At 61.8% G+C, this 26,872-nt stretch carries 25 protein-coding genes; 13 read left to right on the top strand and 12 right to left on the bottom strand.

Features of this window, described 5'->3' with window-relative positions; genetic code table 11:
• Position 1 precedes the first annotated feature (1 nt).
• From L8F45_RS16455 to L8F45_RS16465, 3 genes are read left to right on the top strand one after another with little or no spacing between them, the layout of a single operon-like run.
• On the top strand, positions 2-1,711 hold the full coding sequence (locus L8F45_RS16455) for an ABC transporter ATP-binding protein (RefSeq protein ID WP_342358954.1): 1,710 nt from the start codon (positions 2-4) through the stop codon (positions 1,709-1,711).
• Positions 1,708-2,931, top strand: coding sequence for a mandelate racemase/muconate lactonizing enzyme family protein (locus L8F45_RS16460; RefSeq protein ID WP_342358955.1), 1,224 nt, complete (start codon positions 1,708-1,710; stop codon positions 2,929-2,931). The genes L8F45_RS16455 and L8F45_RS16460 overlap by 4 nt, the downstream gene beginning before the upstream one ends.
• Positions 2,932-2,960: 29 nt before the next feature.
• Entirely contained in the window at positions 2,961-4,154 is a 1,194-nt protein-coding gene (locus L8F45_RS16465; RefSeq protein ID WP_342358956.1) for a mandelate racemase/muconate lactonizing enzyme family protein, read from the top strand.
• On the opposite strand, the gene L8F45_RS16470 is transcribed toward L8F45_RS16465, so the two are convergent.
• The 3 genes from L8F45_RS16470 to L8F45_RS16480 all read right to left on the bottom strand — a co-directional run bounded on the left by L8F45_RS16470 (position 4,145) and on the right by L8F45_RS16480 (position 5,548).
• The gene (locus tag L8F45_RS16470) at positions 4,145-4,576 is read right to left on the bottom strand and encodes a gamma-glutamylcyclotransferase (protein WP_342358957.1); all 432 of its coding nucleotides are present in this window, start codon (positions 4,574-4,576) and stop codon (positions 4,145-4,147) included. The two genes, L8F45_RS16465 and L8F45_RS16470, sit on opposite strands and share 10 nt — an antisense overlap.
• Positions 4,563-4,910 (bottom strand): gamma-glutamylcyclotransferase, encoded by a 348-nt coding sequence (locus tag L8F45_RS16475; protein ID WP_342358958.1) that lies wholly within the window; start codon positions 4,908-4,910, stop codon positions 4,563-4,565. Before L8F45_RS16475 ends, L8F45_RS16470 begins: the two co-directional genes overlap by 14 nt.
• Positions 4,911-5,065: 155 nt before the next feature.
• On the bottom strand, positions 5,066-5,548 hold the full coding sequence (locus tag L8F45_RS16480; RefSeq protein WP_342358959.1) for a DUF2938 domain-containing protein: 483 nt from the start codon (positions 5,546-5,548) through the stop codon (positions 5,066-5,068).
• A gap of 171 nt (positions 5,549-5,719) precedes the next feature.
• Here L8F45_RS16480 and L8F45_RS16485 point away from each other — a divergent pair, with 171 nt between their 5' ends.
• The gene (locus L8F45_RS16485; protein WP_342358960.1) at positions 5,720-7,102 is read left to right on the top strand and encodes an FAD-binding oxidoreductase; all 1,383 of its coding nucleotides are present in this window, start codon (positions 5,720-5,722) and stop codon (positions 7,100-7,102) included.
• Between the two features lie 55 nt (positions 7,103-7,157).
• Complete coding sequence (locus L8F45_RS16490) at positions 7,158-7,946, top strand: creatininase family protein (RefSeq protein WP_342358961.1); 789 nt, start codon at positions 7,158-7,160, stop codon at positions 7,944-7,946.
• 16 nt (positions 7,947-7,962) lie between these two features.
• On the opposite strand, the gene L8F45_RS16495 is transcribed toward L8F45_RS16490, so the two are convergent.
• Positions 7,963-8,991 (bottom strand): aldo/keto reductase, encoded by a 1,029-nt coding sequence (locus L8F45_RS16495; protein ID WP_342358962.1) that lies wholly within the window; start codon positions 8,989-8,991, stop codon positions 7,963-7,965.
• 158 nt (positions 8,992-9,149) lie between these two features.
• On the opposite strand from L8F45_RS16495, the gene L8F45_RS16500 reads away from it, so the two are divergent.
• Positions 9,150-10,532 carry a M20/M25/M40 family metallo-hydrolase gene (locus L8F45_RS16500; protein ID WP_342358963.1) on the top strand — a complete coding sequence of 461 codons (1,383 nt, stop codon included), beginning with the start codon at positions 9,150-9,152 and terminating at the stop codon, positions 10,530-10,532.
• 16 nt (positions 10,533-10,548) lie between these two features.
• Positions 10,549-12,126 carry an ABC transporter substrate-binding protein gene (locus L8F45_RS16505; RefSeq protein WP_342358964.1) on the top strand — a complete coding sequence of 526 codons (1,578 nt, stop codon included), beginning with the start codon at positions 10,549-10,551 and terminating at the stop codon, positions 12,124-12,126.
• Between the two features lie 33 nt (positions 12,127-12,159).
• On the opposite strand, the gene L8F45_RS16510 is transcribed toward L8F45_RS16505, so the two are convergent.
• Genes L8F45_RS16510 through L8F45_RS16530 form a run of 5 tightly spaced genes read right to left on the bottom strand, consistent with a single transcriptional unit; the run spans position 12,160 to position 17,391 of the window.
• Complete coding sequence (locus L8F45_RS16510; protein ID WP_342358965.1) at positions 12,160-13,548, bottom strand: M20/M25/M40 family metallo-hydrolase; 1,389 nt, start codon at positions 13,546-13,548, stop codon at positions 12,160-12,162.
• 48 nt (positions 13,549-13,596) lie between these two features.
• Entirely contained in the window at positions 13,597-14,658 is a 1,062-nt protein-coding gene (locus tag L8F45_RS16515; protein WP_342358966.1) for an ABC transporter ATP-binding protein, read from the bottom strand.
• Between the two features lie 3 nt (positions 14,659-14,661).
• Complete coding sequence (locus tag L8F45_RS16520) at positions 14,662-15,447, bottom strand: ABC transporter permease (RefSeq protein ID WP_342358967.1); 786 nt, start codon at positions 15,445-15,447, stop codon at positions 14,662-14,664.
• A gap of 1 nt (position 15,448) precedes the next feature.
• The gene (locus tag L8F45_RS16525) at positions 15,449-16,270 is read right to left on the bottom strand and encodes an ABC transporter permease (protein WP_342358968.1); all 822 of its coding nucleotides are present in this window, start codon (positions 16,268-16,270) and stop codon (positions 15,449-15,451) included.
• Positions 16,271-16,326: 56 nt separating this feature from the next.
• The gene (locus L8F45_RS16530; protein ID WP_425330028.1) at positions 16,327-17,391 is read right to left on the bottom strand and encodes an ABC transporter substrate-binding protein; all 1,065 of its coding nucleotides are present in this window, start codon (positions 17,389-17,391) and stop codon (positions 16,327-16,329) included.
• A gap of 168 nt (positions 17,392-17,559) precedes the next feature.
• On the opposite strand from L8F45_RS16530, the gene L8F45_RS16535 reads away from it, so the two are divergent.
• Positions 17,560-18,516, top strand: coding sequence for a nucleoside hydrolase (locus tag L8F45_RS16535; RefSeq protein WP_342358970.1), 957 nt, complete (start codon positions 17,560-17,562; stop codon positions 18,514-18,516).
• On the opposite strand, the gene ade is transcribed toward L8F45_RS16535, so the two are convergent.
• From ade to L8F45_RS16550, 3 genes are read right to left on the bottom strand one after another with little or no spacing between them, the layout of a single operon-like run.
• On the bottom strand, positions 18,513-20,348 hold the full coding sequence (gene ade, locus L8F45_RS16540) for an adenine deaminase (protein WP_425329932.1): 1,836 nt from the start codon (positions 20,346-20,348) through the stop codon (positions 18,513-18,515). The genes L8F45_RS16535 and ade overlap by 4 nt on opposite strands.
• Complete coding sequence (locus L8F45_RS16545; protein WP_342358972.1) at positions 20,345-20,830, bottom strand: OsmC family protein; 486 nt, start codon at positions 20,828-20,830, stop codon at positions 20,345-20,347. Before L8F45_RS16545 ends, ade begins: the two co-directional genes overlap by 4 nt.
• 54 nt (positions 20,831-20,884) lie before the next feature.
• The gene (locus tag L8F45_RS16550) at positions 20,885-22,039 is read right to left on the bottom strand and encodes a pyridoxal phosphate-dependent aminotransferase (RefSeq protein WP_342358973.1); all 1,155 of its coding nucleotides are present in this window, start codon (positions 22,037-22,039) and stop codon (positions 20,885-20,887) included.
• 203 nt (positions 22,040-22,242) lie between these two features.
• On the opposite strand from L8F45_RS16550, the gene L8F45_RS16555 reads away from it, so the two are divergent.
• The 5 genes from L8F45_RS16555 to L8F45_RS16575 are packed head-to-tail and all read left to right on the top strand — an operon-like array spanning position 22,243 to position 26,837.
• Positions 22,243-22,986: a GntR family transcriptional regulator gene (locus L8F45_RS16555; protein ID WP_342358974.1), complete on the top strand. Its 744-nt coding sequence runs from the start codon at positions 22,243-22,245 to the stop codon at positions 22,984-22,986.
• Between the two features lie 11 nt (positions 22,987-22,997).
• Positions 22,998-24,092: an LLM class flavin-dependent oxidoreductase gene (locus L8F45_RS16560; protein ID WP_342363472.1), complete on the top strand. Its 1,095-nt coding sequence runs from the start codon at positions 22,998-23,000 to the stop codon at positions 24,090-24,092.
• A gap of 7 nt (positions 24,093-24,099) precedes the next feature.
• The gene (locus L8F45_RS16565; protein ID WP_342358975.1) at positions 24,100-24,624 is read left to right on the top strand and encodes a flavin reductase family protein; all 525 of its coding nucleotides are present in this window, start codon (positions 24,100-24,102) and stop codon (positions 24,622-24,624) included.
• Positions 24,625-24,684: 60 nt separating this feature from the next.
• Positions 24,685-25,458 (top strand): HpcH/HpaI aldolase family protein, encoded by a 774-nt coding sequence (locus L8F45_RS16570; protein ID WP_342358976.1) that lies wholly within the window; start codon positions 24,685-24,687, stop codon positions 25,456-25,458.
• The gene (locus L8F45_RS16575; protein WP_342358977.1) at positions 25,455-26,837 is read left to right on the top strand and encodes an FAD-binding oxidoreductase; all 1,383 of its coding nucleotides are present in this window, start codon (positions 25,455-25,457) and stop codon (positions 26,835-26,837) included. The genes L8F45_RS16570 and L8F45_RS16575 overlap by 4 nt, the downstream gene beginning before the upstream one ends.
• Positions 26,838-26,872: the final 35 nt, after the last annotated feature.

Here is a 26,872-nt window from a genome sequence, read left to right on the forward strand (position 1 = left end):
CATGGGCGAAGCTACAGGCGGCGAAGAACGCCCCATCGTTCTCGAAGTCCGCGATCTCGTCACCCATTTTCCCGTTCGCAACGGCGTCGTGAAAGCGGTCGACGGCGTCTCTTTCACGCTGCGGCAGGGAGAAACGCTTTGCATCGTCGGCGAAAGCGGCTCAGGCAAGAGCGTCACCGCTCGCTCGATCCTGCAAATCGTCGACATGCCTGGACGTATCGTATCTGGCTCGGTCATTCTTCATCGAGGTGGAACCTCCGTCGATCTCGCCAGGCTCAATCCACGCGGAAAGGAAATCCGGGCGGTGCGCGGCGCGGCGATCGCGATGATCTTCCAGGAGCCGATGTCGTCGCTTTCTCCCGTTCACACGGTTGGCGACCAGATCGGCGAGGTGCTGCGCCTGCATCTCAAGATGACGAAATCGCAGGCGCGGGCCCGCTGTATCGAACTTCTCAAGCAGGTCGAGATTCCCAATCCGGACCGCGCGATCGATCGCTACACCTTTGAGTTCTCCGGCGGCATGCGCCAGCGCGTGATGATCGCCATGGCGCTCGCCTGCAATCCGATCCTGCTCATCGCAGATGAGCCGACAACGGCGCTCGACGTGACGACGCAGGCCGAAATTCTCGACCTTATCCGCAGGCTTCAGAAAGAACATGGCATGGCCGTCATGTTCATTACGCACGATATGGGCGTAGTCGCCGAGATCGCCGACAAAGTCCTTGTCATGCATTACGGCAAGGTGAAGGAGTCAGGTCCGCTCGACCAGATTTTCCACGCGCCGCAAGACGAATACACCAAGATGCTCATCGGCTCGGTGCTCAAGCTCGAGCAGAAGGCCGAGATCAGATTGAAGCGCGCGCCAATCCCGAGCGACGCCGCGCCTGTCGTCAGCGTGCGCGGCCTCCAGATGCATTTCGGACCGCAAGGCTCAGGCGTGAAAGCGGTCGATGGCGTATCGCTCGATCTGTTTCCTGGGGAGACTCTGGGGATCGTCGGCGAGTCCGGCTCAGGCAAGACCACCATGGGCCGCTGCATTCTGCGCGTGAACGATCCAACCGGCGGCGCGATCCAGTATCGGCGCGCCGACGGCTCGCTCGTCGATATTGTCGGGGCCGACAAGGCGACGCTGCGATCCTGCCGGCGTGAAATCCGGATGATCTTCCAGGATCCGATCGGCTCACTCAACCCGCGCATGACCGTGGCGCAAGTCATTGGCGAACCCTTGCTCGTCAACGAAATCGCCAGCGGCAAGGAACTTGACGATCGCGTGGCCGATCTCATGCAACAGGTCGGCCTCGAACCGGCCTGGCGCGAACGCTATCCCCACGCATTCTCCGGCGGCCAGCGCCAGCGCATCGGCATCGCCCGCGCCATTGCGCTCAATCCGCGCGTCATCGTCGCCGATGAGGCGACATCGGCGCTCGATGTGTCGCTGCGCGCGCAGATGCTCGATCTCATGATGTCGCTGCAGGACAAGCTCGGCCTGTCCTATATCTTCATCAGCCACGACATCAGCGTGATCCGTTACATGTGCGATCGCGTCGCTGTTATGTATCGCGGCAAGCTGGTCGAGATTGGAACGGCCGACAAGGTCTGCAACGATCCCGATCATCCCTACACGAAGTCGCTTCTGTCCGCGATTCCTCGCCCTGATCCGAGGCATCGCCGCATGCATGAGCGCTTCCGCTATGCAGGTGAGACGCAATGAAGATCGTCGACATCAAGACTTTCCTCATGCAGGCTGGCGCGCCCAGCCTCAAAAGCTGGGCGTCTGACGGGTCATTTGGCGTTCAGCAATTCTCGAAGAATTTGACGGGCAGCCGCAACTGGTTGTTCGTGAAGGTCGTCACCGATGAAGGCATCGTCGGCATTGGCGAATGCTCGGGATGGCCGCGCGTCATCCGCTCAGCGGTCGAAGACTTGAGAGGTCTCTTGATCGGCGAAGACCCGATGCATATCGAGCGCCTGTGGCAGAAGATGCAGATCGCCACGATGGGGCACGGAATGACCGGCGTCGTGGGCGCCGGCGCCATGACCGGCATCGACATGGCGCTCTGGGACATCAAGGGCAAGGCGCTGAACACGCCGGTCTGGAACCTGCTTGGCGGCAAGGTGCGGGATCGCATCCGCCTCTACGGCCATGCGAACACGCCGGAGACTGCGATTTCATTGAAAGAGCGCGGCTTCACGGCGCTGAAGTGTGGCGGCGTCTCCGATCCCGTTTCCAAGGTCGCGGCGCTGCGCGAAGCCGTTGGCGCGGAGATGGATATCGCCATCGATCTGCACGGCCCGCCATGGCTCACGCCCGCCGACGCGGCTGAAGTGTGCCGCGCGCTGGAGCCGTTCGACATGATGTGGGTGGAAGATCCGATCGCGCCGGACAATCTCGCGGGCTATCGGCGTATTCGCGAACGCTCTTCCGTGCCGCTTGCCGCTGGCGAGCGTATGGCGACCATCTTCGGCGAGCGCGAACTGATTGAAGACGAACTGATCGATGTGGTTCAGCCTGATACGGGGCGCGCCGGCGGCATCACGCAGATGAAGAAGATCGCCGCGATGGCCGAAGCGCATCACATCATGCTGGCGCCGCACTCGGGCTCACTGGGACCGGTGGCGGAATACGCCGCGCTCCACATTCTTGCGAGCGTTCCCAACGGTCTCATCCTCGAACGCATCGAGGACGATTGGGATGGGCGCGCCAAAACAGTGATTCCGCATCCCAAATCCAAGAACGGCTACATCGACGTTCCCGATGCTCCTGGCCTTGGCGTCGACATCGACGAGGATTTCATCGCGCAATGGCCGAGCGAGATGAACGTCTCCATCCCGGTCACGGAAGGCTCCGGCTCTTATGCCGAAGGCACGTTCAAGGAACATGTTTACGTCCAGACGCGCTGGCGCCGGGGCGCTTACTTCAAGAAGCGCTGACGGGCCGCGGAGAAACACGAGGATCGCCCATGAAGATTGAGAGGCTGCGCGCTTTCATGTCGCGAGACAAGGATCGGCCGCGCGTTCTTGTCGCGATCGACACCGACGATGGACTGACCGGCTGGGGCGAGTGCTACAATCACGGCCCCGACAAGGCGCTTATCCCGCTGCTCGACTATCTCTTCGGCTTCATCAAGGGGCATGATCCCCGGCGGATCGAATATCTCATCCATTACCTTATGCAGCAAACGCGCTTTCCTCCGGGCGCGCTCGGGCTCGCGGCGATCTCAGCGATCGATCACTGCCTCTGGGACATTTCAGCGAAGGCCGTGAATCTTCCGGTCTATATGCTGCTTGGCGGCCATGCGCGCGATCGCATCCGCGTCTATGCCGGCGTCTACACCGCGCCCGATCCGCTGGCGGCGAAAGACGAACTCGACAAGTTGAACGAAGACTGGGGCCTGACGGCTTTCAAGCTGTCGCCCTATCGCATCGACATGCATCGTCATCGCTGGGGCGAGGTGGTGCGCACGAGCGCGGAATATTTCCGGCAACTGCGCGAAACGGTGCGCAGCGACTACGATATCGCGTTCGACGCGCATGCGAAAATCTTCGAGCCCGCGCAGGCGATGCAACTCGGCAATGCGCTGGCGCCCTATGATCCGCTGTTCTTCGAAGAGCCGATCAGGCCCGAGAATTTCGAGGCCTGGGGCGAACTGAAGCGCGGGCTCAACTGTACGCTCGCGACCGGCGAGTCGCTTTATTCTCGATTTGAATTTCTTCGCCTGCTGCAGGCGCGCGGCTGCGACATCGTGCAGCCCGACATCTGCGTCGTCGGCGGCGTGCTCGAAATGCAGAAGATCGCGGCGCTGGCGGAAGCGCATTTCGTGACGATCGCGCCGCATAACCCGATGGGGCCGCTTGCGACCGCCATCAATGTGCATTTCTCGGCCGCGCAGACCAACTTCAAGATTCTCGAATATCGTCTGCCGCGCGGACCCGGATACGTCTTCGGCGGCACGGGAAAGGAGACCGCCAAACCGTCAGACGGCGCGTGGTATGTGAAGGACCCCTACCTGCCGAAGGATGGTTATCTCGAACTGCGCCCCGACCGTCCGGGCTGGGGTGTCGAAATCAACGAAGAAATCCTTGGCAAGGAGGATTACGTCCATTGGGAGCGAAAGGTGCCGGTGAAGCCTGACGGATCGACTGGCTACTGCTGAGGCGTGATCGCCGCCTGCGTGCTGGATTTCAGCATGGCGGGCGGCGCGGAATTCTGTGCGCTGCGCGGCACGCGGCGATGGATCCGCTCAAGGCTTTCGTCGCGAAAGCCTAACGCTTCGAGATGCTCGACAGTCTCGTGGAGATATTCAGCGCAACTCCCGAGAGGGCCGCGCGCCGTCGCGATGTGGTGGACGATCTGATCGAGCGGCAGCGCGCCGGCGAAACGCGAATGGCGCCGGTTCGCGACGAATGTCACCGCCTTCACCGCGCCGTCGTCGGTGTGCGCGTCGAGCCAGCGCGCCTCATAGGAGCCGCTGAGCATCTCGCGACGCCATAGAATCAGAAGCTCGTGTTCGGCTTCATCAGCGTCGAGGCGAAAGGCGAGCCCGCGGCAGCAGCCGCCGCGATCAAGCGCCAGCATCAGGCCGGGATGGTCGGGCGCGCCCGCGACCGCCCTTCATCCACAGGCAAAAACGCCTATGCCACCCGCGCACAACCGCGACCTTCTGTTCTGCAAAGTGGAACGCCGGATTCCACATCAGCGAGCCATAGCCGAAGACCCAGATGTCGCCTTTCGGCCGCCCGGCGAGCGCCCGACGCAGGCAGTGCTCGATCTCTTCGTCGCTGCGGATCTGGTGGCCGGGCGGAGCGTTGGCGCGAAGCTCGGCGAGATGGGAGCCGTCGCTCAGCCTTTCACGCGTGATGCGATGCCGGCGATCCTGAGATGGCGACGTCGCGTCGCCCGACTGAGTCATCTTCGCCTTCTTCTCGGCCCCGCCATATCGCCCTGACTGTATCCGGCAGCCGGTCGCGCGGGAGCGTCACTCAACCCGTCGATCGACGATAGACCCAACCCGGCGCGAAGGAGAAGAATATTTTACAGCGGCACGGCCGCCTGCGGCGTTTCGCCCTATCGCGCGAGCGCCAGCGCCGCGACGTAGAGGCCGATCGCAAAAATCGTGTGCGAGACCACGTTCAGGATGCGGATCTGCATCGCATTAGGGCGCTTCGAGGCCGCCCAGCCCGCGCCCATGCCGGGTTGGAGCAGAAACCAGCCGAAGCCGACGGTCACCCATCCGACCGCAAGAGCCAGCGGAAAGGTCGGCGAAGCCGCCCACCCTGCGCCGCCGATCAGCAGGGCAGCCGCCGCAAAAGCGACGCCGACGAGATAATGCGCGGCCCAACCGATGGCGAGTTCGTTCGCCCATGGGGGCGCCTTGCCGATATCATCGTGAAAGACCTTGCCTGTGGTCAGGTTCGCGAACCAGCGGCCGACAAGCCCCCAGTTCGGCGGAGGCAGGCCCGCGAACCGGGCAAGAGCCTGCGCCCAGAGATCGGTCAGGCCAGTCGCGACAATTCCCATGACGATGGAGCGGAGAATAAAGCTCGACACGGGACCTCCTCACATATGCGCCCGGAGCGCTTGTCTCTTGTGAATAGGCGTCGACGGCTATTCAAGGCGCATCCGTTGCTTGTCCACGCCTCCGACTGCAACGCGGGGCCTGCTCCGGGTTGCATTCCTCCGGCTTTGCTGCCTGTATCGCAGCGCAAAAGGAGTTTCGAAATGGCGACGAGCATGCCGGCCAGGGCGACAGGCGCAACGGGCCGCTATGACATCGAAGGCTTCATCAAGGATATCGGCGATACGCCCGTCATCACCGACCCGATGACCATTCGTCGCCGCTCGCGCGACTTCTTCTGGTATAGCCCTATCCTCAACGCCGAACTGCATGGCAAGACGGCCGACATCGTCGCAGCGCCCCGCGATGAAGCCGACATCATCAGGATCGCGGCCTCCTGCGCCAGGCGGCGCATTCCGCTCTGTGTGCGCGCCGGCGGCACTGGCAATTATGGGCAGATGGTGCCGCTCGAAGGCGGCGTGCTTCTCGACATCAACGCGCTCAATCGCATCGAATGGCACAAGCCCGGCATTGTGCGGGCGCAGGCCGGCGCGCGCATGCATGAAATGGACGCGGAGCTGAGACCGGCCGGTTGGGAGCTGCGCATGCATCCCTCGACCAAGCGCATGGCGACGATCGGCGGCTTCGTGTCCGGCGGCTCCGGCGGCATTGGCTCGGTGACCTATGGCGGCCTGCGCGAGCCCGGCAACATCATCGCGGCGCGCGTGGTGACGCTCGAAGACGAGCCGCGCGTGCTCGAACTGCGTCGCGACGAAGTGCTCAAGATCAATCGCACCTATGGCACGACGGGCATCGTCACCGCGGTCGAGATGCCGCTGGCGCCGGCATGGCCATGGATCGACGTGGTCGTGGCGTTCGACGATTTCTCCGAGGCGATGCGGATCGGTCAGGCGATCGCGAACGCTGATGGCATCATCAAGAAGCTGATCACGCCGATGGCGTGGCCCATTCCGCAGCATTTCGGGCCAATGACCGCGTATTGCCCTGAAGGCAAGGCGGTGATCTTCGCGATGATCGCGGAGCCTTCGATGGAAAGCTTCCGGATGGTGGTGAGAAACGCTGGCGAGGTCACCTACGAAAAGCCGAACGACGAGTCGCCGGAGGAGACGCCGCTCTACGAATATACCTGGAACCACACCACGCTGCAGTGGCTGAAGCAGGATCGCACGATCACCTACCTGCAATGCCTCTATCCCGCCGACAGGCTGCTCGAATCCGTCAAAGAGATGCAGGAGATGTTCCCGGACGAGGTTCTGCCGCACACCGAGTTCATGCGCTTCAACGGCCGCATCACCTGCAGCGCGCTGCCGATCGTTCGCTACACCACGGCGGAACGTCTGAACGAAATTATTGCACTGCATGAGAAGCATGGCGTGTTCATCGCCAATCCGCATGTCTATACGCTTGAGGATGGCACGCGGCACAAGAAAACCGACGCCGATCAGCTCGGATTCAAAGCCGAAGTCGATCCCTACGGCCTGCTCAATCCCGGCAAGATGAGGACCTACGTTCCCGTCAGGCAGTAACACGACCGGCGCATCGCGCGCCAGCGATCATTCAGAGAACAATTCCGGAGTCCGCGTGCGCAAGCATTACTGGTCCGACCTCACCACCGAAGAGTTCAAGGGGCTCGATCCCGAGAAGGTGATCGCGATCCTTCCGATCGGCGCCACTGAGCAGCATGGACCGCATCTCGCGGTTTCCGTCGACACCGACATCAACAACGGCATGATCGCGGAGACGCTGAAAATCCTGCCGGACGATCTCTCGATCCTGATCCTGCCGACGCAGGCAATCGGCAAATCAAACGAGCATATACGCTCGCCGGGAACGATCACCTTCTCAGCTGAAACGGCGCTGCGCGCCTGGGTCGAGATTGGCGAATGCGTTCATCGCGCCGGTCTGCGCAAGCTGATCATGGTCAATTCGCATGGCGGCAATGTCGATCTCATCAGCATCGTGTGTCGTGAGCTGCGCGTGCGCTGCCAGATGCTTGCAGTCGCCTGCAACTGGGGACGGCTTGGCAGCCCGGCCGGGCTCTACACCGATCTTGAATCAGCGGTCGGCATCCATGCGGGCGACAATGAGACCTCGATGATGCTGCATTTCCGGCCGGACCGCGTCCGCATGGAGAAGGCGAAGAATTTCGCGCCGAGCACCATTAAGATTTCGAAAGAGTTCGACCTTTTGCGGCCGACCGGCTTCAACGCGTTTGGCTGGATCGCGCAGGATATCCATCCCGATGGCGCAGCAGGCGACGCATCGGTCGCCACGGCGGAAAAAGGGCGCGTCACAGCCGAATATCGCGCGCAGCAATTCATCAAACTGCTGCGCGACGTGACATGTTTCTCGCTCAGCAGGCTGGCTTGATCGCCCGGCCGTCGGATCAGACCGGCGGGGGGTTGCGATCAGGAGAGGTGCGCCGCTGATGCCAGTAGGGATAGGCTGGCGGCCGCGCGCTGACCTCATCAAGCCTGCGCACCTGATCAGCCGTCAGTTTGAATTCCGCCGCCTTGAGATTGTCGCGCAGTTGATCCTCGTTTCGCGCGCCAATGATGACGCTCGCCACGGACGGGCGGTTGATCACCCAGTTCAGCGCCACTTGTGACACGCTGCGCCCGACTTCGGCAGCGATCGCCTCCAGCGCGTCGATCAAATCGTAGAATTGCTCGCGCGGCAGCTCAGGTCCGTGTGAGCCCTGTTGCGCGAACCGCGTTCCTTCGGGCGCGGGCTTGTTGCGGCCCATCTTGCCCGTAAGCGTGCCGCCCGAGAGCGGGCTCCACACCAGCGCCCCCACCTTCTGGTCCAAGGCCAGCGGCATCAGCTCCCACTCATAGTCGCGCGCCGCGAGCGAATAATAGATCTGATGCGCGACATGGCGGTTCCAGCCATAGCGATCGGCAACCGCAAGCGACTTCATGAGCTGCCAGCCGGAGAAGTTCGAGCAGCCGACATAACGGACCTTGCCTGATGTCACGAGATCGTCCAGCGCGCGCACCGTTTCCTCGATCGGCGTCAGCGCATCAAAACCATGCATCTGATAGAGGTCGATATAGTCCGTCCCCAATCTCTTCAGGCTCGCTTCGCAGGCGCGGATCAGCCGATGCCGCGACGAGCCGATATCGTTCGGGCCCGACCCGAGCCGGAATGTCGACTTCGTCGAGATGAGAAGCTGATCACGACGGCCGGCGATCGCCTTGCCGAGAATCTCTTCCGCCATGCCCGCGGAGTAGGAGTCAGCGCTATCGAAGAAGTTGCAGCCGGCCTCAAGGCAGACATCGACCAGCCGCGTCGCCTCCTTCACGTCTGATGCGCCCCAGGCGCGAAGGAACTCGCTCCCCCCGCCGAAGGTGGCCGTTCCAAAACTCAGCACCGGGACGCTGAAACCCGTCCCGCCGAGAAGCCGCTGCTCCATCACTTGCTCTCCATATCAGCCGTTTCGACAGGCCGTGCATTTCCGGCTCAGCGCCGTCAACTTCGCTTGCCACATCCAGATTTAGGATATTGAATACGGTTTGCCAGCCGTCCTTTCGCACGATCGAGGAAACAGGCCGGCGCGCCAGCGGGGGATTCATGGCGGCCATCGACAACGTGCTCAATCATATTGACGCTCATCTCGACCAGTCGCTCGAGCGATTGTTCTCGCTTCTGCGCATTCCCTCGGTGTCGACTGACTCGGCCTATGCAGCCGACGTGCGCCGCGCCGCGGAATTCGTGGCCGAAGATGTCAGCGGCATCGGGTTCGAGGCGAAAATTCACGATACGCCGGGCCATCCTGTCGTGGTCGGCCACGCCAAAGGCGGGAAGAAGCCGCATATCCTTTTCTACGGACATTATGACGTTCAGCCTGTCGACCCGCTGCATCTCTGGGAATTTCCGCCGTTCGAGCCAAAGCTCGTCGATCTTGAGCCCGGGCGAAAAGTGATCCGGGCGCGCGGCGCCTGCGACGACAAGGGCCAGATGATGACCTTCATCGAGGCCTGTCGCGCCTGGAAAGCGGCGACCGGCGAACTGCCCATCGACATCTCGCTGCTGCTTGAAGGCGAGGAGGAGAATGGTTCGGAAAGCCTGCCTGGCGTCATCAAGGCGAACCGCAAAGCGCTCAAGGCCGATCACGCCTTCATCTGCGACACCGGCCAATGGGATCGCGACACGCCGGCGATCACCATCACGCTTCGCGGCATGTTCCATGAAGAGATCATCGTTCGCACCGCCGATCGCGATCTCCATTCCGGCAGTTTCGGCGGCGCGGCGAACAACGCCATCCGCGTGCTCTCGCGCGTCGTCGCCGATCTGCATGATGAGGACGGGCGGATTGGCATCCCCGGCTTCTACAAGGGCGTGAAGGAATTGCCGAAGCCGATCTACAATGACTGGAAGAAGCTCAACCTTACGGCGAAGAAGCTGCTCGGCCCGATCGGTCTCTCCATTCCCGCCGGCGAGAAAGACCGCATGGTGATCGAACAGATCGCCTCGCGCCCGACTTGCGACGTGAACGGCGTCTGGGCTGGCTATCAGGGCGAAGGCGTGAAAACCGTCATTCCGAACGAGGCTCACGCCAAGGTCTCTTTCCGCCTTGCCGCGGGACAAGACCCTGAGAATATCCAGAAGCTGTTCCGCAAATTCGTGACGAAGCGCATTCCGAAAGATTGCTCCGTGGAATTCGTCAATACGAAATGGACGACGCCGGCGAATGTGCCATGGGATTCCGATCTCGTCGTCAAGGCGCGCGATGCGCTCACGACGGAATGGAACAGGAAGGCCGTGCTCATGGGACAGGGCGGATCGATTCCGATCGTGAAGGATTTCAAGGAAACGCTTGGGCTCGAGCCCCTGCTGATCGGATTCGCTCTCAAAGACGACCGCGTCCACGCGCCGAACGAGAAATACGATCTCTCGTCATTCCATAAAGGCATCCGAAGCTGGGCGCGCATTCTCGGCGCCATGGCGAAATAAGAAGGGGAGGACAAGCATGATCCGCAAGCTGAAACTGGTCGGCGCCCTCCTCGTGGGCGCTATTTATGCGGCAATCCCGGGATACGCCGCCGATCTGAAACTGGCGGTGTCGTCGCCGATTTCATCGGTCGATCCGCACTATCAAAATCTCGTGCCGAATAATGCCGTCGCCGCGCATATCTTCGACACGCTCGTGATCATGACCGCGGACGCGCAGATCGTTCCAGGCCTCGCGGAATCGCTGAAACCCATCAATGACACCACTTGGGAAGTGAAGCTTCGCAAGGGCGTGAAATTTCATGACGGAAGCGAGTTCACGGCCGAAGACGTTGTGTTCTCGATCGACCGGCCTGTCACCGTCGTGAAAAGCCCGGCGCCGTTCACGATCTATACGCGCGCGATCACCGCCAAGACGATCGTTGATCCCTATACGCTGCAATTCAAGACGGCGACGCCTTATCCCCTGCTGCCGAACGATCTCGCTCAGGTGCCAATCGTTTCCAAAAAAGCGGCGCAGAACGCGCAGAGCGAAGACTTTAACTCAGGCAAGGCGGCAATCGGAACCGGCCCCTACAAGTTCGCGTCCTATAGCCAGGACGATCGCATCGAACTCACCGCTAATTCCGGGTATTGGGGCGGAAAGCCAGCCTGGGACAGGGTGTCTTATCGCTTCGTTCCCAACAATGGAGCGCGCGTCGCTGCGCTTCTGGCGGGCGACGTCGATGTGATCGATCAAGTGCCGACGCAGGATCTCGAGCGCATCCGCAAGGACCCCAAGCTGACTTTCGCGGAGAAGCCGTCGCTGCGCGTGATCTATTTCTATATCGACTCCGGCCGCGACAATCCGCCCTTCATGACAACCAAAGACGGATCGCCGCTCGGCAAGAATCCGTTCAAGGACGCGCGCGTGCGCAAGGCTTTCTCGATGGCGATCAATCGCGACGCGATCCGCGATCGGATCATGGACGGGCTGTCGGCGCCTTCGAGCCAGTTCGTGCCGCCGCCGCTGCGCAACAATGAGCCGGGATTTGAAACGACGCCGTTCGATCCCGATGGCGCGAAAAAACTGCTCGCCGAAGCCGGCTATCCCGACGGCTTTTCGCTGACGATCCATGCCCCGAACAACCGCTTCGTGAATGACGACAAGATCGCGCAAGCGGTTGGACAATACCTCTCGCGTATCGGCATCAAAACATCGGTCGACGCGATGCCGATGGCCGTCTATGCGACGCGCGGCGCAAAGGCGGAGTTTTCGTTCGGTCTGATCGGCTGGGGCGCCCAGGGCGGCGAGGTATCCTCCACCTTGCGCGCCATCATCGCCTGCGCCGACAAGGACAAGGGATTCGGCCAATTCAACTGGAGTAATTACTGCAACCCAAAGGTCGACGAATTGCTGGTGAAGGCGTTGGCGACCATGGATGACGCGCAGCGGCTGAAGACCCTGAATGAAGCATCGAAGATGGCCGCCAATGACGGCGCAATCATTCCGGTCCATTTTCAGTCGACGACATGGGCGGCGCGTAAAGGACTCACGGTTGAAGGGCGCGCGGACGAACGCACGCTCGCCATGAGCTTCAAGCCGACGACCAACTGACTACAAGAGGCGGCGCGAGTTTGCCTGCGCCGCCTATTTCGTAGCGAAGGAAGCAAGGATTCGCGCCCAGCTCCGAACGCCTTTCCGGAAGCTCGAAAGATCATACTTCTCGTTCGGCGCGTGGATGCGATTGTCGAAGCGGGCAAAACCGACAAGCAACGAATCCATCCCAAGGAAGCGCTTGAAGTCGCCGACAATCGGGATCGATCCGCCCGTGCCCGCGAGCGCAGCTTCCCTGCCCCATTCCTCGGTTAGCGCATCCAAAGCTTTGCGCAGCAGCGGACTTTCAAGAGGCAAACTTAGAGCTGGGCTCGCGCCGTTGGCTGTGAACTCCACAGAACAATCTTTTGGCATGCGCGACCGGACATAGGCGCGGAAGCTCTCGCGCACCGCGAGCGCATCCTGTCCGCCGACAAGCCGGAATGAGACCTTCGCGGTCGCCTTCGCCGGAATAACGGCCTTGAAGCCAACGCCGGAATAACCGCCATAGACGCCATTGATCTCGCAGGTCGGCCGCACCCAGATCTGCTCGAGAACGCTGCGCCCTTTCTCGCCGGCGGGAACACTGAGCCCGACATTGGCGAGGAAGCCTTCGCCATCGAAGCCGAGACGATCCCACTGCGCTTTCACCGCAGGATCAAGTTCACGAACGCCATCGTAAAAGCCCGGCAAGGTCACACGGCCGTCGCTGCCGTGCAGGCCCGCGAGGATGTCGACAAGCAGATGAAGCGCGTTGCGCGCCGCGCTCCCGAACATTCCGGAATGAAGGTCGCGATCGGCGCAGGTCACCGTCACTTCATCGGCGACGAAGCCGCGCAGCATCGTCGTGATCGCAGGCGTCTGATCATCCCACATATCCGTGTCGCAAACGAGCGCGACATCGGTCGATAGTTCTTCACGGTACGCCTTAAGAAATGGCTCCAGGCTTGGGCTTCCCGACTCTTCCTCGCCTTCGAACAGCATGGAGACGCGCACCGGCAACTTGCCGGTCACAGCCTTCCAGGCGCGGCAGGCTTCGACGAATGTCAGCAGAGCGCCCTTGTCGTCCGACGCGCCGCGGCCGGTGATCCAGGCGTCGCCGTTAGGCTGGGGCACAAGCGCAGGCTCGAAGGGCGGCGAGGCCCAGAGCTCCAGCGGATCAACCGGCTGCACATCATAGTGGCCGTAGAACAACACATGCGGATCTTCGCCGGTTTGATCGTGCGCGACCACCATGGGGTGGCCCGTAGTCGGCCGCGATTGCGCGGCAAGCCCGATCTTATTTAGTTCGGCGGCGAGCCACTCCGACGCGCGTTTGCAATCGGCGGCATAGGCCGGATCGGTTGAGATGCTGGGAATTCTGACGAACTCGAACAGCCGCGCGAGGCTGGCGTCCATCTCGGCGTCGATATGGGCGAGAACCTCTGGAAGACGATCGGCCATGTGGTGAATCCAGTTCTGTCGAGCGACGAAATTACGTGCACCGCCGGCCTAGGCGGGTTGCGCGGCAAGGATGCAACAGTTCGCGGGATCAATCGCAAGCGTGACGTCTTGATCCGTAACGTTGAGCATCGGGCCATGCGCAAGAAGCGCCCCGGCGGGCGTTTCGCACCGATATTGATAGGTCCGGCCGAGATAGGTGCGCAAGCCAAGTTTCGCGGGAACGCCGTCGCTTCCGGGGGCGATGGTGACAACGAGTCCTTCCGCGCGCGCCGCAAGCGTGAAGCGATCAGGAATTGCGCCGAAAGCGGATTGATCAAGTTTGATCTGAAACCCGCGGACGCCCTCTGCCACAATGACTTCGCCTGCGCGCTCGACCACGCTCAACGCAATGAGATTCTCGAAGCCGACAAACTTCGCGACGAAAGGCGTCGCGGGCTTTCGATAAAGCTTCTCCGGCGTATTGAATTCGACGATTTTTCCCGCATCCATGATCGCGACGCGATCAGAGATGGAGAAAGCCTCTTCCTGATCGTGGGTCACGTAGAGCGCCGACGCGCCATTCGCACGCTGAAGCTCCCTGATCTCGCCGCGCATCTCGACGCGCAGCTTCGCATCGAGATTCGACAACGGCTCATCGAACATCAAGAGACCGGGCTCGATCACAAGCGCCCTCGCAAGAGCGACTCGCTGCTTCTGGCCGCCAGAAAGCGCAGCGGGAAGGCGCTGGGCAAATGCTCCAAGCCCGACACGATCGAGCATGGCGCCAACACGCCGACGCTGTTCCGTCCCTTCGATCTTCCTTTGCTTCAATCCGAACGCGACATTGTCGAACACTGTCAGATGTGGAAACAGTGCATAATTCTGAAAGACAAGACCGATATCCCGCTTGTGCGCAGGGAGGCGCGACAGGTCGCGGTCGCCCAAGCGAACCTCCCCCGATGTTGGGGTGAGGAAACCCGCGACGATCCGAAGCGTTGTGGTTTTGCCGCAGCCGGATGCGCCCAGAAGCGAAACAAGCTCGCCGGCTTCGACGCGGAGCGACAGATCGTCAAGAATGCGTGTCGCGCCGTAATGGGCGCTGACATGCGAAAGAGTGAGGCTTTCAGTCACGATTCACTTCGTAAATGTTGTGAGTCCGAGCGTGCGTTCGACGACCGCCATCACGCCAACGGTGAGAACCATCAACAATACGGACACCGCCGCGACTGTCGGGTCGAAATATTGCTCGACATAGGAGAGGACCTGAATGGGGAGGGTATTAACGCCCGGCCCCGTCAAAAACACCGATATCGAGACATCGTTGAGCGACGTGATGAATGACAAAACGAATGCGGCCAGAACGGCTGAACGGACATTTGGCAGAACGACGGTGAAGAAGGTCTTGAGCGGCGGCGAGCCGAGGCTGATCGCCGCCTCCTCGATGCTGAAGTCAAAGGCTGCGAAGTTCGCCGAGATGACGCGCACGCAGTAGGGCAGCACGAGCAGGGCATGGCCGAGCGTTAGCGCCGCAAGAATTGGCAGGCTCCAATCGACGGCGAGAAGCTTCAGCAGCGCGAAGCCCGTCACGATCTCAGGCACCAGAATGGGCAGCACGAACATATTGCCCATGCCGCGCGGGAGGCGCGGCCGGAAACGCGCGAGCGCGTAGGCCGCAGGCGCTCCGGCGACAAGCGCGAGCCCTGTCCCCAGGAGCGCGACCTCCATGCTCGTGACGAACGATCGCCGAAAATCCGAATTGGCCAGCGCATTGGCGAACCATTTCAGCGAAAGGCCCTGAGGAGGAAAAGCGAGATAAGTGGTTTCGCTGAACGCTGCGCCAATCACGATCACCAGAGGCGCGAGCAGAAACGCATAGATTGCGACTGTGACGGCGACCAAGGCGGGATGCGTGCGGCCCATCTCAGACCGCCGTCGGATTGAGGCGCCGCGCCAGCGAACTCATGACGAAGATCGTCGAGAAGGTGATCGCCATCATGATCGTCGCGATCGTCGAAGCGCCGATCCAGTCAAAATCGACCATCGCTTTCTGATAGAGCAGCGTCGCCAGAACCATCTGCCTGTCGCCGCCCAGAAGCTGCGGCGTCGCGAATGCCGTGAAGCTGCCGCTGAAGACGAGAACAGACCCTACGATGAGACCTGGCGCCGCCAGCGGTAGAATGACCTGTCGAAACGTCGCTGCAGGAGTGGCGCCAAGCGAAGCCGACGCCTGAAGGATGCTTTCGTCGATCCCTTCGAGAACGCCGACCAGCGACAGGATCATCAGCGGCGTAAAGAGATAGACGAGCCCGATGATCACAGCCGGCTGAGAGTACAGAAGCGACAACGGCTCGTCGACAATGCCGAACTTCAGGAGAAGATTGTTGATGACGCCATTGCGACCCAGCAGCACCATGAACGCAAAAGATCGGACGACGACGCCGGTCAGCAGCGGGAACACGGCCGCGATCAGCAAAAGGCTCTTTGCTCTCCCCGGCGCCCGCGCCACGACGTAGGCCGCGGCGAAGCCGATCGGCAAGGCGAGAACCGTTGTAAGCAGCGCGACCTGCAACGTGCGCCAGATGACCGCCTGATTGAATCCGGATGACAGAAATCCCTGGAAGATCGCGACCATCCGGCCGCTTCCGGCCGTCACGATCAGGACGCCGATCACCGGAACAATCAGCAAGACCGTTACCAGCGCCAACGCCGGCGCCTGCAACATCCAGGGCGCAAACCTCTTCATCGCTCAGGAATCCAGCAACAGAGTCCGGCGATCAAGAGCGCGCCGAGCTCTCACTTTCATCGGCCGAAGATATCGTTCCAGCGATTGCCCCAATCCGCCTTCGCCGCATTGAGCTTGGCGTAGTCCGGCTTACGAAGACTCTTGATCACGGCTTCGCCATAGGTCCACGGCGCCGCCTGCTCAGGCGTCAATTCAGCCTTCATGTTCGTCGGCCCGTCGGTGCCTGCGATCGCCAGGGCCTTCTGCGCTTCCACGCTGAGATGCCAGTTGATGAAGGCCTCAGCCAATTCCTTGTCTTTTACACCCTTGACGATATTCACCGTATTGAAAGTCACGAAAGCGCCATCGCTAAGATCGGCCCACTTCGCGGTCGGGATCGCCGCCTTCACCTGCGCGAAAGTGAAGTCCTGCGCCGCCGCAACCACGACCTCTCCAGTCGAGAACAGGTTCACGAGTTCAGAACCCGTATTGTAGGTCTTCACGAGATTGGGCTTCAGTTCCGCCACACTCTCGAACGTCGCAGTCGGATTCGCGTAGGCGTCGACATTCTTGCGCGCCGCCGCCACGAGCACCGTAAGTGGGCCGGCCGTGGTCGAGAATCCCGGCAAGGTCAACCGGCGCTTGAATTCCGGCCGCCAGAGATCATGCCATGACGTCACCGGCGCAGCGACTTTCGCCGAATCGTAAATCACACCGTAGCGCCCGACCGTATAGCCCGGCCCGTAACCCTCTCCCTGCGGCGCCTGCGCGAGGGGATAGAGATCCTTCAAATTGGTCAGCTTGCCCGTGTCGATCTTCTCGAACAGCCCCTGCTCGATGCCGACCTGCGAAAACACATCCGACAGATAGATCAGATCGACGCCGCCCTTGCGGATGGCCACCTTGTTCAGCCTGTCGCCGGCGTTGCCGGCCTCAAGTACGATGTCGACGTTGTATTTGTCCTTGAACGGCTTGAAGAGATGCTGCTCGAGCTTGTCGCCGTTGAAGCCCCACATGGAGATGGTGAGCGTCTTCTTTTGCTGGCCGAGCGCGGCGCCGCCAACGAGCAGCGTCGCCAGAGCGGCGCCGGCGAGTGCGAGTAGTGGCTTCGAACGGACGGCCATGAAGGCTCTCCTGGAAATATTGGGCTAAATGAGCGAAACAGCGCTTCCGCTTGATCGTCAACAGCAGATCGCGCAAGGCATTGTCCCGCAGACCTGACATTCTCAAGCAAGAGGTGGGCCGGCGGCCGCCTGTTGCGCAGAATGGAACTCTCGGAAATAAGACGCTCCCCTCAGAATGACGAGAACATGACGTCAGCTACCATTTCCGTTGTGATCGACACCGATCCTGGCCTCGACGACGCGCTCGCTCTCTTCGTCGCCTGCGCCTCGCCAGAACTCGATATTCTTGGCGTGACGACAGTTGGCGGAAATGTCGGTATCGCGCGAACGACCGCCAACGCGCTGACGGTGCTCGATTTCGCGGGAAGGCCGGACATCCCTGTGTTCGCCGGAGCGGCCGAGCCGATCGAACGACCGGCGATTGAGGCTGGAAATATCCATAGCGAGGATGGGCTGGGGGGGCTCGCCTTTCCGAAATCCAGGCGGCAAGCGGACCCGCGCGACGCCGTGTCATGGCTCTCATCCCTTCTGTCGGCGAACCACGTCAAAAGCATCTCGATCCTTGCGCTGGGCCCGCTGACGAATATCGCCAAGCTGATCCGGGCGGACGCCGCCGCGGCGTCGAGGATCGAACGCGTCGTCGCGATGGGCGGCGCGGTGCGTTCGCCCGGCAACGTGACGCCGGCCGCAGAGTTCAACATTGCGGCGGACCCGGAAGCGGCGGATATCGTCTTCCGCTCGGGCATTCCGGTGACGCTGGCGCCACTCGACGTCACGCGTCAGGTGGGAGCCGACACAGAGTGGGCCGAGCGACTCGCCACGACAGGACCAGTCGGCGAGATGTCGCACCAGTTGCACCGCGCGTACCTGCGGAACGTTACGACCTATCGCGCGTCAAAGGGGTCCATCGAGCCGCCGCCCACTGCATTTCCGCTACACGATCCCTGCGTCATCTTGCAGATGATCGATCCATCTCTTTTCACGGCGGAAGATCTGCCCCTGCGCGTCGTTTGCGATGGCGGCGAACAGGATGGAGCGACAGTCATCGATCCCGGGCACGGATCGACCGTCAGCGTCCTGACCAAAGCCGACGCGGCGCGCGCGCTGGCCTTGACGGCTGCGAGGATTTCCTCGCTGCGCTAAACCCTCTCGTCGACGAACAGCGGAATCTTCTCGAACTTGCGCACATCGACGAGGCCGATGTCTGACAGACGAAGCTCGGGGATCACAACCAACGCCATCAGCGAATGCTGCATATAGGCGTTGTTGAGCGAGCATCCGCAGGCGCGCATCGCCTCGACCATCTTGTCCGCCTTCGCCGCAACGATCTCGGCGCGCTCGTCGGACATGAGTCCCGCGATCGGCAGTTCGACCAGCGCGAGCTCTTTGCCGTCGTTGATCACAACGACGCCACCCCCTACTTCGGCCAGCCTGTTGGCGGCCAGCGCCATGTCGGCATGCGATGTGCCGACCACAATCATATGATGACTGTCATGGGCGACGGTGCTCGCCACTGCGCAGTCGATGTTGTAGCCGAAGCCCGAGATCAGCGCGTTCGAGACGCCGCCGAAGCCGCGGTGTCGCTCTACGACTGCGATCTGGCAGACATCCTGCTCGCGATCCATCAACACGCGCCCCCCTTCACAAGCGAGTTCGCGTATTAGCGCGCGCGTCGGCGCCTGGTTCTCGATCACGCCGATGACGTTCGCTTTGACTTTCGATGCGCGGGCGGGCGCATTGATGACGAAATCATCCGCCGTCAATTTGCGTCCAACATGCACTGTACGCCGCGACGCTTCGGGATAGGGATAAGGCGCGATCTCCACTGTCAGCCGGCCGTTTTCGGCAAGCACAACGCCGCGCGCAATCACCATCTCGATCGGAAGAGCAACAAGATCGCTCGTCAGAATCAGATCGGCGCGGCGTCCCGGCGTGATCGACCCCAGTTCGCGCTCGAGGCCGAAATGCTGAGCCGTGTTCAGCGTCGCCATCTGGATCGCGGTGATCGGCTTCAGGCCCTGCGCGATTGCGTGACGCACGACGCGATTCATGTGCCCGTCATTCACGAGAGTGCCGGAATGACTATCATCCGTGCAGAGAATGAAGTTGCGCGGATCAAGTCCATGCTCGGTCACGGCCTTGATCTGCGACGCGACGTCGTACCAGGCGGAGCCTAGGCGAAGCATGGCGCGCATCCCTTGCCGAACACGCGCGATGCAGTCGGCGAGTCGCACGCCCTCGTGATCATCCGCCGGGCCGCCGGCGACATAAGCGTGGAAAGGCAGGCCGAGATCAGGCGAGGCGTAATGTCCGCCGACCGTCTTTCCTGCACTCTGCGTCGCCGCGATCTCGCCCAGCATCTTGGAATCGCCAGCGACGACGCCGGGAAAATTCATCATCTCGCCGAGGCCAATGATGTTCGGCCACGCCATGGCTTCGCGCACATCGTCAGGGCCGAGGCTTGCGCCGGCGTTTTCCAAACCGGGGGCGCTCGGCACGCAACTCGGCATCTGCACGAACATATTGATTGGCAGCCCGGCCGCCTCATCATGCATCAATCTGACGCCTTCGAGGCCCAGCACGTTCGCGATCTCATGGGGATCAACGAACATCGTTGTCGTGCCATGAGGAATCACCGCGCGCGCGAATTCCGTCGCCGTCACCATGCCGCTCTCGACATGCATGTGCCCGTCGCACAGCCCTGGCGCCATGTAGCGCCGATCTGCGTCAATCACCTTGGTCTGGGGGCCGATCGCGTGCGCCGCAGACGGGCCGACAAACGCGAAGCGTCCTGCAGCGATGGCGACATCGATCCCGTCGATGATTTCACCGGAATGAACATTCGCCCAACGGCCGTTCCTGATCACCATGTCGGCGGGGCTTCGGCCAGCGGCGACATCGACCAAACGGGCAGCAGACTCCTGCCAGGATGCGAGCGCGGAAGGCTTCGTCACGATTCTGGCTCCTTTTTTCACCCGCGCCGCACGGACCAATCTTCAATAATAGGCGTTCCCGCCGCCCGAAGCGTCGCGTGAATCGGCGAAAACCGCGCGAGATCGTCCCGCCAAATTGTCACGCGCTCATCATCAGCATTCGTCGCCAGCGATATGCGCAATCTGATCTCAATCCAGGGCCGCGCGACCTCCTCCCGCAACCAGACGCCACGCCGATCGAGGTCGGCTTCGGCGTCAACAACAAGATCGTCGATCGTAAAACCGTCGCGACGCGCAAGCCGCTTCAGGATGACGTTAGTGACGCCGATCAAAGCGGCGATCTGCAACTCTGTCGGCGCCGGCCCCTGATCCGTGCCGCGCCGCTCCGGCGGCTCGTCGATCACCACTTCATGAGAGCGAATCTTCACGTGGCTGCGCGCTTCGCCGGGACAATTCCCGGAGATGCGCAAGGTCACCGGCTTCAGCCATTCCGGATCGACCTCAAGCACGCCACGTTCCGCCATTCGTAAACCTCTCCGCCTGACGCGATACTCGTCGGCGGAGGGAGCCGGCCGACGTCAGCGGCCAATGAAACGCTCGAGCCGCGCCATGGCCTCGTTCAGGGTCTCCTCCGTCTTCGCATAGCAAAGACGGATCATCTTCTCCGAACCCGCCCCGAAGGCGACGCCAGGCGCAAGCCCGACGCGCGCATCCGTCACCGCCGTCTTGCAAAAATCGATGGTGTCGGTGACGCCGTCAACCTCGAACATGGCGTAGAACGAGCCGTTGTTCGGGACGTTGCGGACGCGATTCATTCGCGCAAGCGAGGCGCCGACAATCTCGCGCCCTCGCCTGCAGCGTTCAACAAATTCGGAGACGAACGGCTCTCCGTCGCGGATTGCGGCGACGCCGCCATATTGCAGAAAGGCCTGCCCCCCTGATGTGTTGAACTGGATCAGCTTCTCGAAGGTTTCTGTGAGGCCTTCGGGGTAGATCAGCCAGCCCATGCGCCAGCCGGTCATCGCCCAGCTCTTGGAGAAGGAATTGACGACAAAAACAGCGTCTTGGGGCGTCGCAATGTCGAGGAACGAGAACGCGACGGGCCGATCATAAACAATACGGTGATAGACCTCATCGGAAACAATCGCGATGCCGCGCTCGCGCGTAAAATCCAGAAGCTTCCGTGCTTCGTCCGGCGTGATCATCCAGCCTGTCGGATTGGCCGGGGAGGCGAGATAGATCAGCTTCACGCCTGGGACGCAGGCGGCGAACACCGCTTCGAGATCGAGCGACCATCCCATCGGCCCACTCGTCAGCGGCACTTCCGTCACCGCCGCGCCGGAAATCTGCATGGCGCGCATGATGTTGGGCCAGGATGGGGTGATGGCGATGGCCTTGTCGCCGGGATCAATCAGCGCCTGCGAAACCAGCTGCACGGCGTTCATGCCGGCGGATGTCACTGCAATACGATCATCCGAGATGCGCTTGCCATAGAGCCGCTCCAGATAACCTTGAATAGTGGCGCGAAGCTCCGGAATGCCTCGCCCGTGGGTATAAAAGGTGTGGCCTTCGGCGAGCGCCTTCTCCGCGGCCGCGCAGATGAAGCGGGGTGTCGGGACATCAGGTTCCCCGGCCCATAGGCCGATGACGCCGTCGACGGAGAATCCCATCCGCCACACGTCCAGAATGGGCGAATCTTCCATCGCCTCGATCGAAGGGCGCACAAGCGTCATCGAACAGTCTCCACCATCTCCGCGCCAGAGCGCCTCGCCACGACCAAGGCCACGCGATCCGCCTTGAAAGCATCCGGCGCTCGTCGAACGCCCTTGCCTCGGCAACCACGATTCTCTTTGCTCGACCAGAACGCTCGTCCGCCATTGACGAGCCAACTAAACCGTATACGGTATCCAAAATCGAGGCAAGCGAACGGAGCCCCATGCCGAAGGCCACGCAAAAGCGCGCCGCCTCTCCCTTGCGTCTCCTCAAGCAGGACAGCCTGAGCGAGCGGATTTATCTGGATCTCCGGGCGCGGCTGCAGCGTTGCGAGATCGGGACCGAGGATCGCCTCGTCGATCTCGAGATCGCCGATGTTTATGGCACCTCCCGCATGCCAGCCAGAGAGGCGCTGATCCGCCTGGCGAATGAAGGCTATCTCGTTGGCACGACGCGCGGCTTCGTGACGCCCAAGCTGACCCTCGACGATATCAGGGACATTTTCGAAGTCCGCAAACTGCTGGAGCCGCAGGCGGCCGCAAATGCGGCGCGCGATCTCGACGATCGCGGTCGCGAGAGGCTGACACGGGCGATCGAACAAGCACGTGCAGCGGCCCACAATGACGATGTCGATGGACTCATTCTCGCCAATATCGATTTTCGCTCATGCTGGCTGGGCGCGCTCAAGAATTCGCGCCTTGCCAACACGCTCGCCCGCTTCGCCGATCATGTTCAGACCGTCCGGCTCGGGACCCTGCGCGATCACGATACGCGCGGCATCGTCTCGTCCGGGCTCGAAGAGCTCTATGACGCGTTGAGCCGCAAGGATTCGACCGCCGCCGCAGACCGGATGATGGCGTTCATCATGGCGGCCGAGCGCGCCTTCTACTCCATGAGGAAGGCCGAAATCGAGCGTGAGCAGGTCGGCTCTGCTTCCGGCCGCCCGGCCGCAAAGAAATCCGCGTGAGCGCCGCCATGATCGTCAAGCCGCATCCGCTGAAAGGCCCCAACCGCTTCAAGCTCGGCGTGTTCTCTGCCAACGCGGACGGTGGGCTTGCGATCACCGACGTTCCCGATCGCTGGCGGGCGGGCTGGGACGACAATCTCAACGCCGCCGGCATCGCCGATCGCGCCGGTCTCGAATTCTTTCTCCCCATCGCCCGTTGGCGCGGCTTCGGCGGCAAGAACCGCGTGCGCGAATGGTCCTTTGAAACCTTCACATGGGCGGCCGGCCTCGCGAGCGCGACCGAGCGCATTGGTCTGTTCATGACGGTGCATGTGCCGATCGTGCATCCGCTCTATGCGGCGAAAGCTCTCGCGACAGTCGATCACATCAGCAAGGGGCGAGCCGGGCTGAACATCGTCTGCGGCTGGAATCCGCAGGAATTCGCCATGTTCGGCGTCTCCCTTGGCGAAAAGGGCTACGATCAGGCGACCGAATGGATCTCGCTGATCGAGCGCGCCTACGCCTCGAACCAGCCCTTCGATTTCGCGGGCGAATACTACGATCTGAAAGGCGTCGTCAGCAGGCCGGCCAGCGTGCAGGTTCCGCGCCCGGTGACCATGAACGCGGCCTTTGGCGGGCCTGGCCGTGACTTTGCTGCGAAGAATTGCGACTATCTCTTCTCGACTTTCGCCGAACTGGAAGACGGGCGCCGCCACGTCGCCGATATCAGGCAGCGCGCCACAGGCTTTGGACGCGAGGTTGGGATTTACACGGTCTGTCACGTCGTCTGTCGCGAGACGCAGAAGGAAGCGGAGGATTATTACGAGCGCTATGCCGTCACCGAAGCTGATCACGCAGCTGTCGATGCGCATATGGCAGGCAAAAAAGAATTTTCGCGCTCGCACGATCCGGCGTCCTACGATCTCTATCGCAAGCGGTTCGCCGGCGGCGCCGGCTCCTATCCACTGGTCGGAACGCCTGACAAGATCGTCGACGACATGCTAAAGATCGCCAATGAAGGCTATGCGGGCGCGGCGCTTTCGTTCGTCAACTACTCCTACGAATTGCCTTATTTCTGCGACCGCGTGCTGCCGCTGATGAAGCAGGCGGGCCTGCGGACCAATTGAGACCAACATGCTGACGAAGCCCCCACGACTGGCCGGAGCAGCCTCCTTCAAGCAGGGGATGCGCGCGCTGGTCGGGGCCGTCACGGTCGTCGCAGTGCAGGATGTCGACGGCGCCGCCGCAGGACTGACTGCGACAGCCGTATGTTCGCTCAGCGCCGATCCGCCATCCTTGCTCGTCTGCGTCAATCGCTCGGCGACGATCGCTCCAGGTCTAAAAAAGGGCGACGAATTCAGCGTGAACGTTCTCGCCGAAGATCAGGTCGACGTCGCGCAGGCATTCGGGGGACAGAAGGCGGTCCGCGGCGCCGGCCGGTTCGCCTACGGCTCGTGGGTTCGCAGCGCCCATGACGTTCCCCTGCTCGTCGATGCGCGCGCCAATTTCGAATGCGTGGTCGAGGCTGTCATGGACTATGCGACGCACCACGTCGTGATCGGCCACGTCTCCGACGTTCATCTCCGCCATCCGGCGGTTGGCGCGTTGCTCTATGGCGACGGGCGCTATCTCAAGACAGACGAAACCGAGCTGCGTTGAATGTTTGATCCGCGTCGTCCCACCCTTCGATATCGTGTCGACAAGGGAGAGTGCCTGGGAGTGATCTGGCTGTCGCTCGGCAGCGTCGCACTATGTGAAATCGCGGCGCGCAGCCGACCCGATGCGATTGTGATCGATATGCAGCATGGGCTCTGGGATCGCTCCAGCCTCGAGGCGGCGATCGGCGTCACGCCGGCGGATATTCCCGTACTCGTGCGCGTGGCGGAGAACAGCCCGATCGCGATCGGGCAGGCGCTGGACGCCGGCGCCGAAGGCGTGATCGTGCCCCTGATCGAGACCGCCAAACAGGCGCGCGCCGCCGTCGCCGCGGCCCATTATCCGCCGCGCGGCAATCGCTCCGGCGGAGGGGTGCGGCCTCTCATGGATTTCGTGGACTATGTTGAAGCCGCCAACCGCTCGATCGTCGTCTGCCTGATGATTGAAACCGCAAAAGGTCGAAAAAACGCGCAGAAGATCGCTGCGACCGAAGGCGCGGACATGGTGTTCATTGGCACCGGCGATCTTGCGCTCTCGATCGGCAGTTTCCCGAATTTCGACGCGCGGCACGATGCTGCCTGCGCCGCCATTCACGCCGCCTGCCGCGCGGAGTGGACGCCTTGCGGCGTCTTCACCAACGCCGTCGATGGCGCCCGCGCAAAGCGCGAGCAAGGCTATCGCATGGTAGTGACTGCGAATGACGGCGACATCGTCGCCAAGGGGCTTAATCAGGCGACGGCGTTGTTCAACCGCAAGGACAACGCCGTGTCGCTTCCCGCAAACGGATCCGATCACACTCACAACCGGCCGAGCGTCAGCGCGGAGGCTTCTCCGTGAGCGTCGCCGTCGAAAAGCTGCTCGCGACGCTCGGCCCCGATATCGTTAAGGTCGGGGCCGAGGTTCCGGACCGGAACACCCATGATGAGGCTGGTCTTCCGCCCGCTCGTCCTTTGGCGCTTGTTCTGCCGAGAAATGTCGAGCAGGTCTCTGCCGCGCTGTCGATCTGCCATGCGGAGCGCCAGCCCGTCGTGACGCAGGGCGGGCTGACCGGACTGGCTGGCGGCGCACATCCGGGCGCGTCCGAAATCGCGTTGTCGCTGGAGCGCATGACGGGCGTTGAGGAGGTCGATCCCTCAAGCGGCACCCTGACAGCGCTCGCAGGCACGCCGCTGCAAATCGTGCAACAGGCGGCTGACGATGCAGGTTTCATGTGCGGGATCGATCTTGGCGCCCGCGGCTCCTGCACGATCGGCGGCAATATCGCGACGAACGCCGGCGGCAATCAGGTTCTGCGCTACGGCATGGCGCGAAAGAATGTGCTTGGCCTCGAAGTCGTTCAAGCGGACGGCGCCATTGTCCGCTCGCTCAACAAGATGATGAAGAACAATGCGGGGTATGACTGGACGCAGCTCTTCATCGGCTCCGAAGGCACGCTTGGCGTGGTGACGCGCGTCGTGCTTGGACTTCATCCCAAACCCCAGGGCGTGAAGACTGCTCTTGTGGCGGTTTCCGGTCACGCCGCCGCGCTCAAGGTCTTGCGGTTCATTCAAGCGAAAGCCGCCGGCGGCCTGCTGGTCTTTGAAGGAATGTGGCGGGAGATGTACGAGATCGCGACGACGATCGTCGGCGTCGCCGCGCCTCTCGAACGCGGGCACGATCTCTACCTCCTCATCGAGATCGCAGGTGGCGCAGATCTTGCTGACGGTAGCGACGTGATGGAATCGGTTCTCGGCGAGCTTTACGAACAGAACCTGATCAAGGATGCCGTCGTCGCGAAATCAGGCTCCGAAAGCGACAAATTGTGGGCCCTGCGCGAAAGCGTCTACGAATATGGCCGGCTTCTCCCGAAGCAGATCGGCTTTGATGTTTCCATTCCGCTCGATCGAATGGCGGAGTCCGTCGAGCGCTTCCGGAAGCAGATTCTCGCAGCGGCGCCCGATTGCTACTTCGTCGTCTTCGGGCATATCGCCGACAGCAATCTTCACCTGCTCGTGATGCCAAAAGAGTACTCGGCGGAGATCGAAAAATCGGTCAACAACGTCGTCTATGGCGTCACCGCCGATCTCGGCGGCTCAATCTCCGCAGAGCATGGAATCGGTAGGCTCAAACGGCCCTATCTCTCGCGATCACGAACCGAGCCCGAGCTCGCGCTGATGCGAACGATCAAGGCGGCGCTTGATCCCGCAGGCATTCTTAATCCAGGTCGAGTCATCTGAACGAATAAGGCCAGCGACGGCAACGGAGGGAGTTT

It is taken from the genome of Terrirubrum flagellatum (assembly GCF_022059845.1).
GTDB classification, from domain to species: Bacteria; Pseudomonadota; Alphaproteobacteria; order Rhizobiales; family Beijerinckiaceae; genus Terrirubrum; species Terrirubrum flagellatum.

What these genes read in the sequence shown, in the direction of transcription:
- L8F45_RS16455 (WP_342358954.1), top strand. Translation starts at nt 2, where the DNA reads ATGGGCGAAGCTACAGGCGGCGAAGAACGCCCCATCGTTCTCGAAGTC.
- L8F45_RS16460 (WP_342358955.1), top strand. Translation starts at nt 1,708, where the DNA reads ATGAAGATCGTCGACATCAAGACTTTCCTCATGCAGGCTGGCGCGCCC.
- L8F45_RS16465 (WP_342358956.1), top strand. Translation starts at nt 2,961, where the DNA reads ATGAAGATTGAGAGGCTGCGCGCTTTCATGTCGCGAGACAAGGATCGG.
- L8F45_RS16470 (WP_342358957.1), bottom strand. Translation starts at nt 4,576, where the DNA reads ATGCTGGCGCTTGATCGCGGCGGCTGCTGCCGCGGGCTCGCCTTTCGC.
- L8F45_RS16475 (WP_342358958.1), bottom strand. Translation starts at nt 4,910, where the DNA reads ATGACTCAGTCGGGCGACGCGACGTCGCCATCTCAGGATCGCCGGCAT.
- L8F45_RS16485 (WP_342358960.1), top strand. Translation starts at nt 5,720, where the DNA reads ATGGCGACGAGCATGCCGGCCAGGGCGACAGGCGCAACGGGCCGCTAT.
- L8F45_RS16495 (WP_342358962.1), bottom strand. Translation starts at nt 8,991, where the DNA reads ATGGAGCAGCGGCTTCTCGGCGGGACGGGTTTCAGCGTCCCGGTGCTG.
- L8F45_RS16500 (WP_342358963.1), top strand. Translation starts at nt 9,150, where the DNA reads ATGGCGGCCATCGACAACGTGCTCAATCATATTGACGCTCATCTCGAC.
- L8F45_RS16505 (WP_342358964.1), top strand. Translation starts at nt 10,549, where the DNA reads ATGATCCGCAAGCTGAAACTGGTCGGCGCCCTCCTCGTGGGCGCTATT.
- L8F45_RS16510 (WP_342358965.1), bottom strand. Translation starts at nt 13,548, where the DNA reads ATGGCCGATCGTCTTCCAGAGGTTCTCGCCCATATCGACGCCGAGATG.
- L8F45_RS16520 (WP_342358967.1), bottom strand. Translation starts at nt 15,447, where the DNA reads ATGGGCCGCACGCATCCCGCCTTGGTCGCCGTCACAGTCGCAATCTAT.
- L8F45_RS16525 (WP_342358968.1), bottom strand. Translation starts at nt 16,270, where the DNA reads ATGAAGAGGTTTGCGCCCTGGATGTTGCAGGCGCCGGCGTTGGCGCTG.
- L8F45_RS16535 (WP_342358970.1), top strand. Translation starts at nt 17,560, where the DNA reads ATGACGTCAGCTACCATTTCCGTTGTGATCGACACCGATCCTGGCCTC.
- L8F45_RS16545 (WP_342358972.1), bottom strand. Translation starts at nt 20,830, where the DNA reads ATGGCGGAACGTGGCGTGCTTGAGGTCGATCCGGAATGGCTGAAGCCG.
- L8F45_RS16550 (WP_342358973.1), bottom strand. Translation starts at nt 22,039, where the DNA reads ATGACGCTTGTGCGCCCTTCGATCGAGGCGATGGAAGATTCGCCCATT.
- L8F45_RS16555 (WP_342358974.1), top strand. Translation starts at nt 22,243, where the DNA reads ATGCCGAAGGCCACGCAAAAGCGCGCCGCCTCTCCCTTGCGTCTCCTC.
- L8F45_RS16565 (WP_342358975.1), top strand. Translation starts at nt 24,100, where the DNA reads ATGCTGACGAAGCCCCCACGACTGGCCGGAGCAGCCTCCTTCAAGCAG.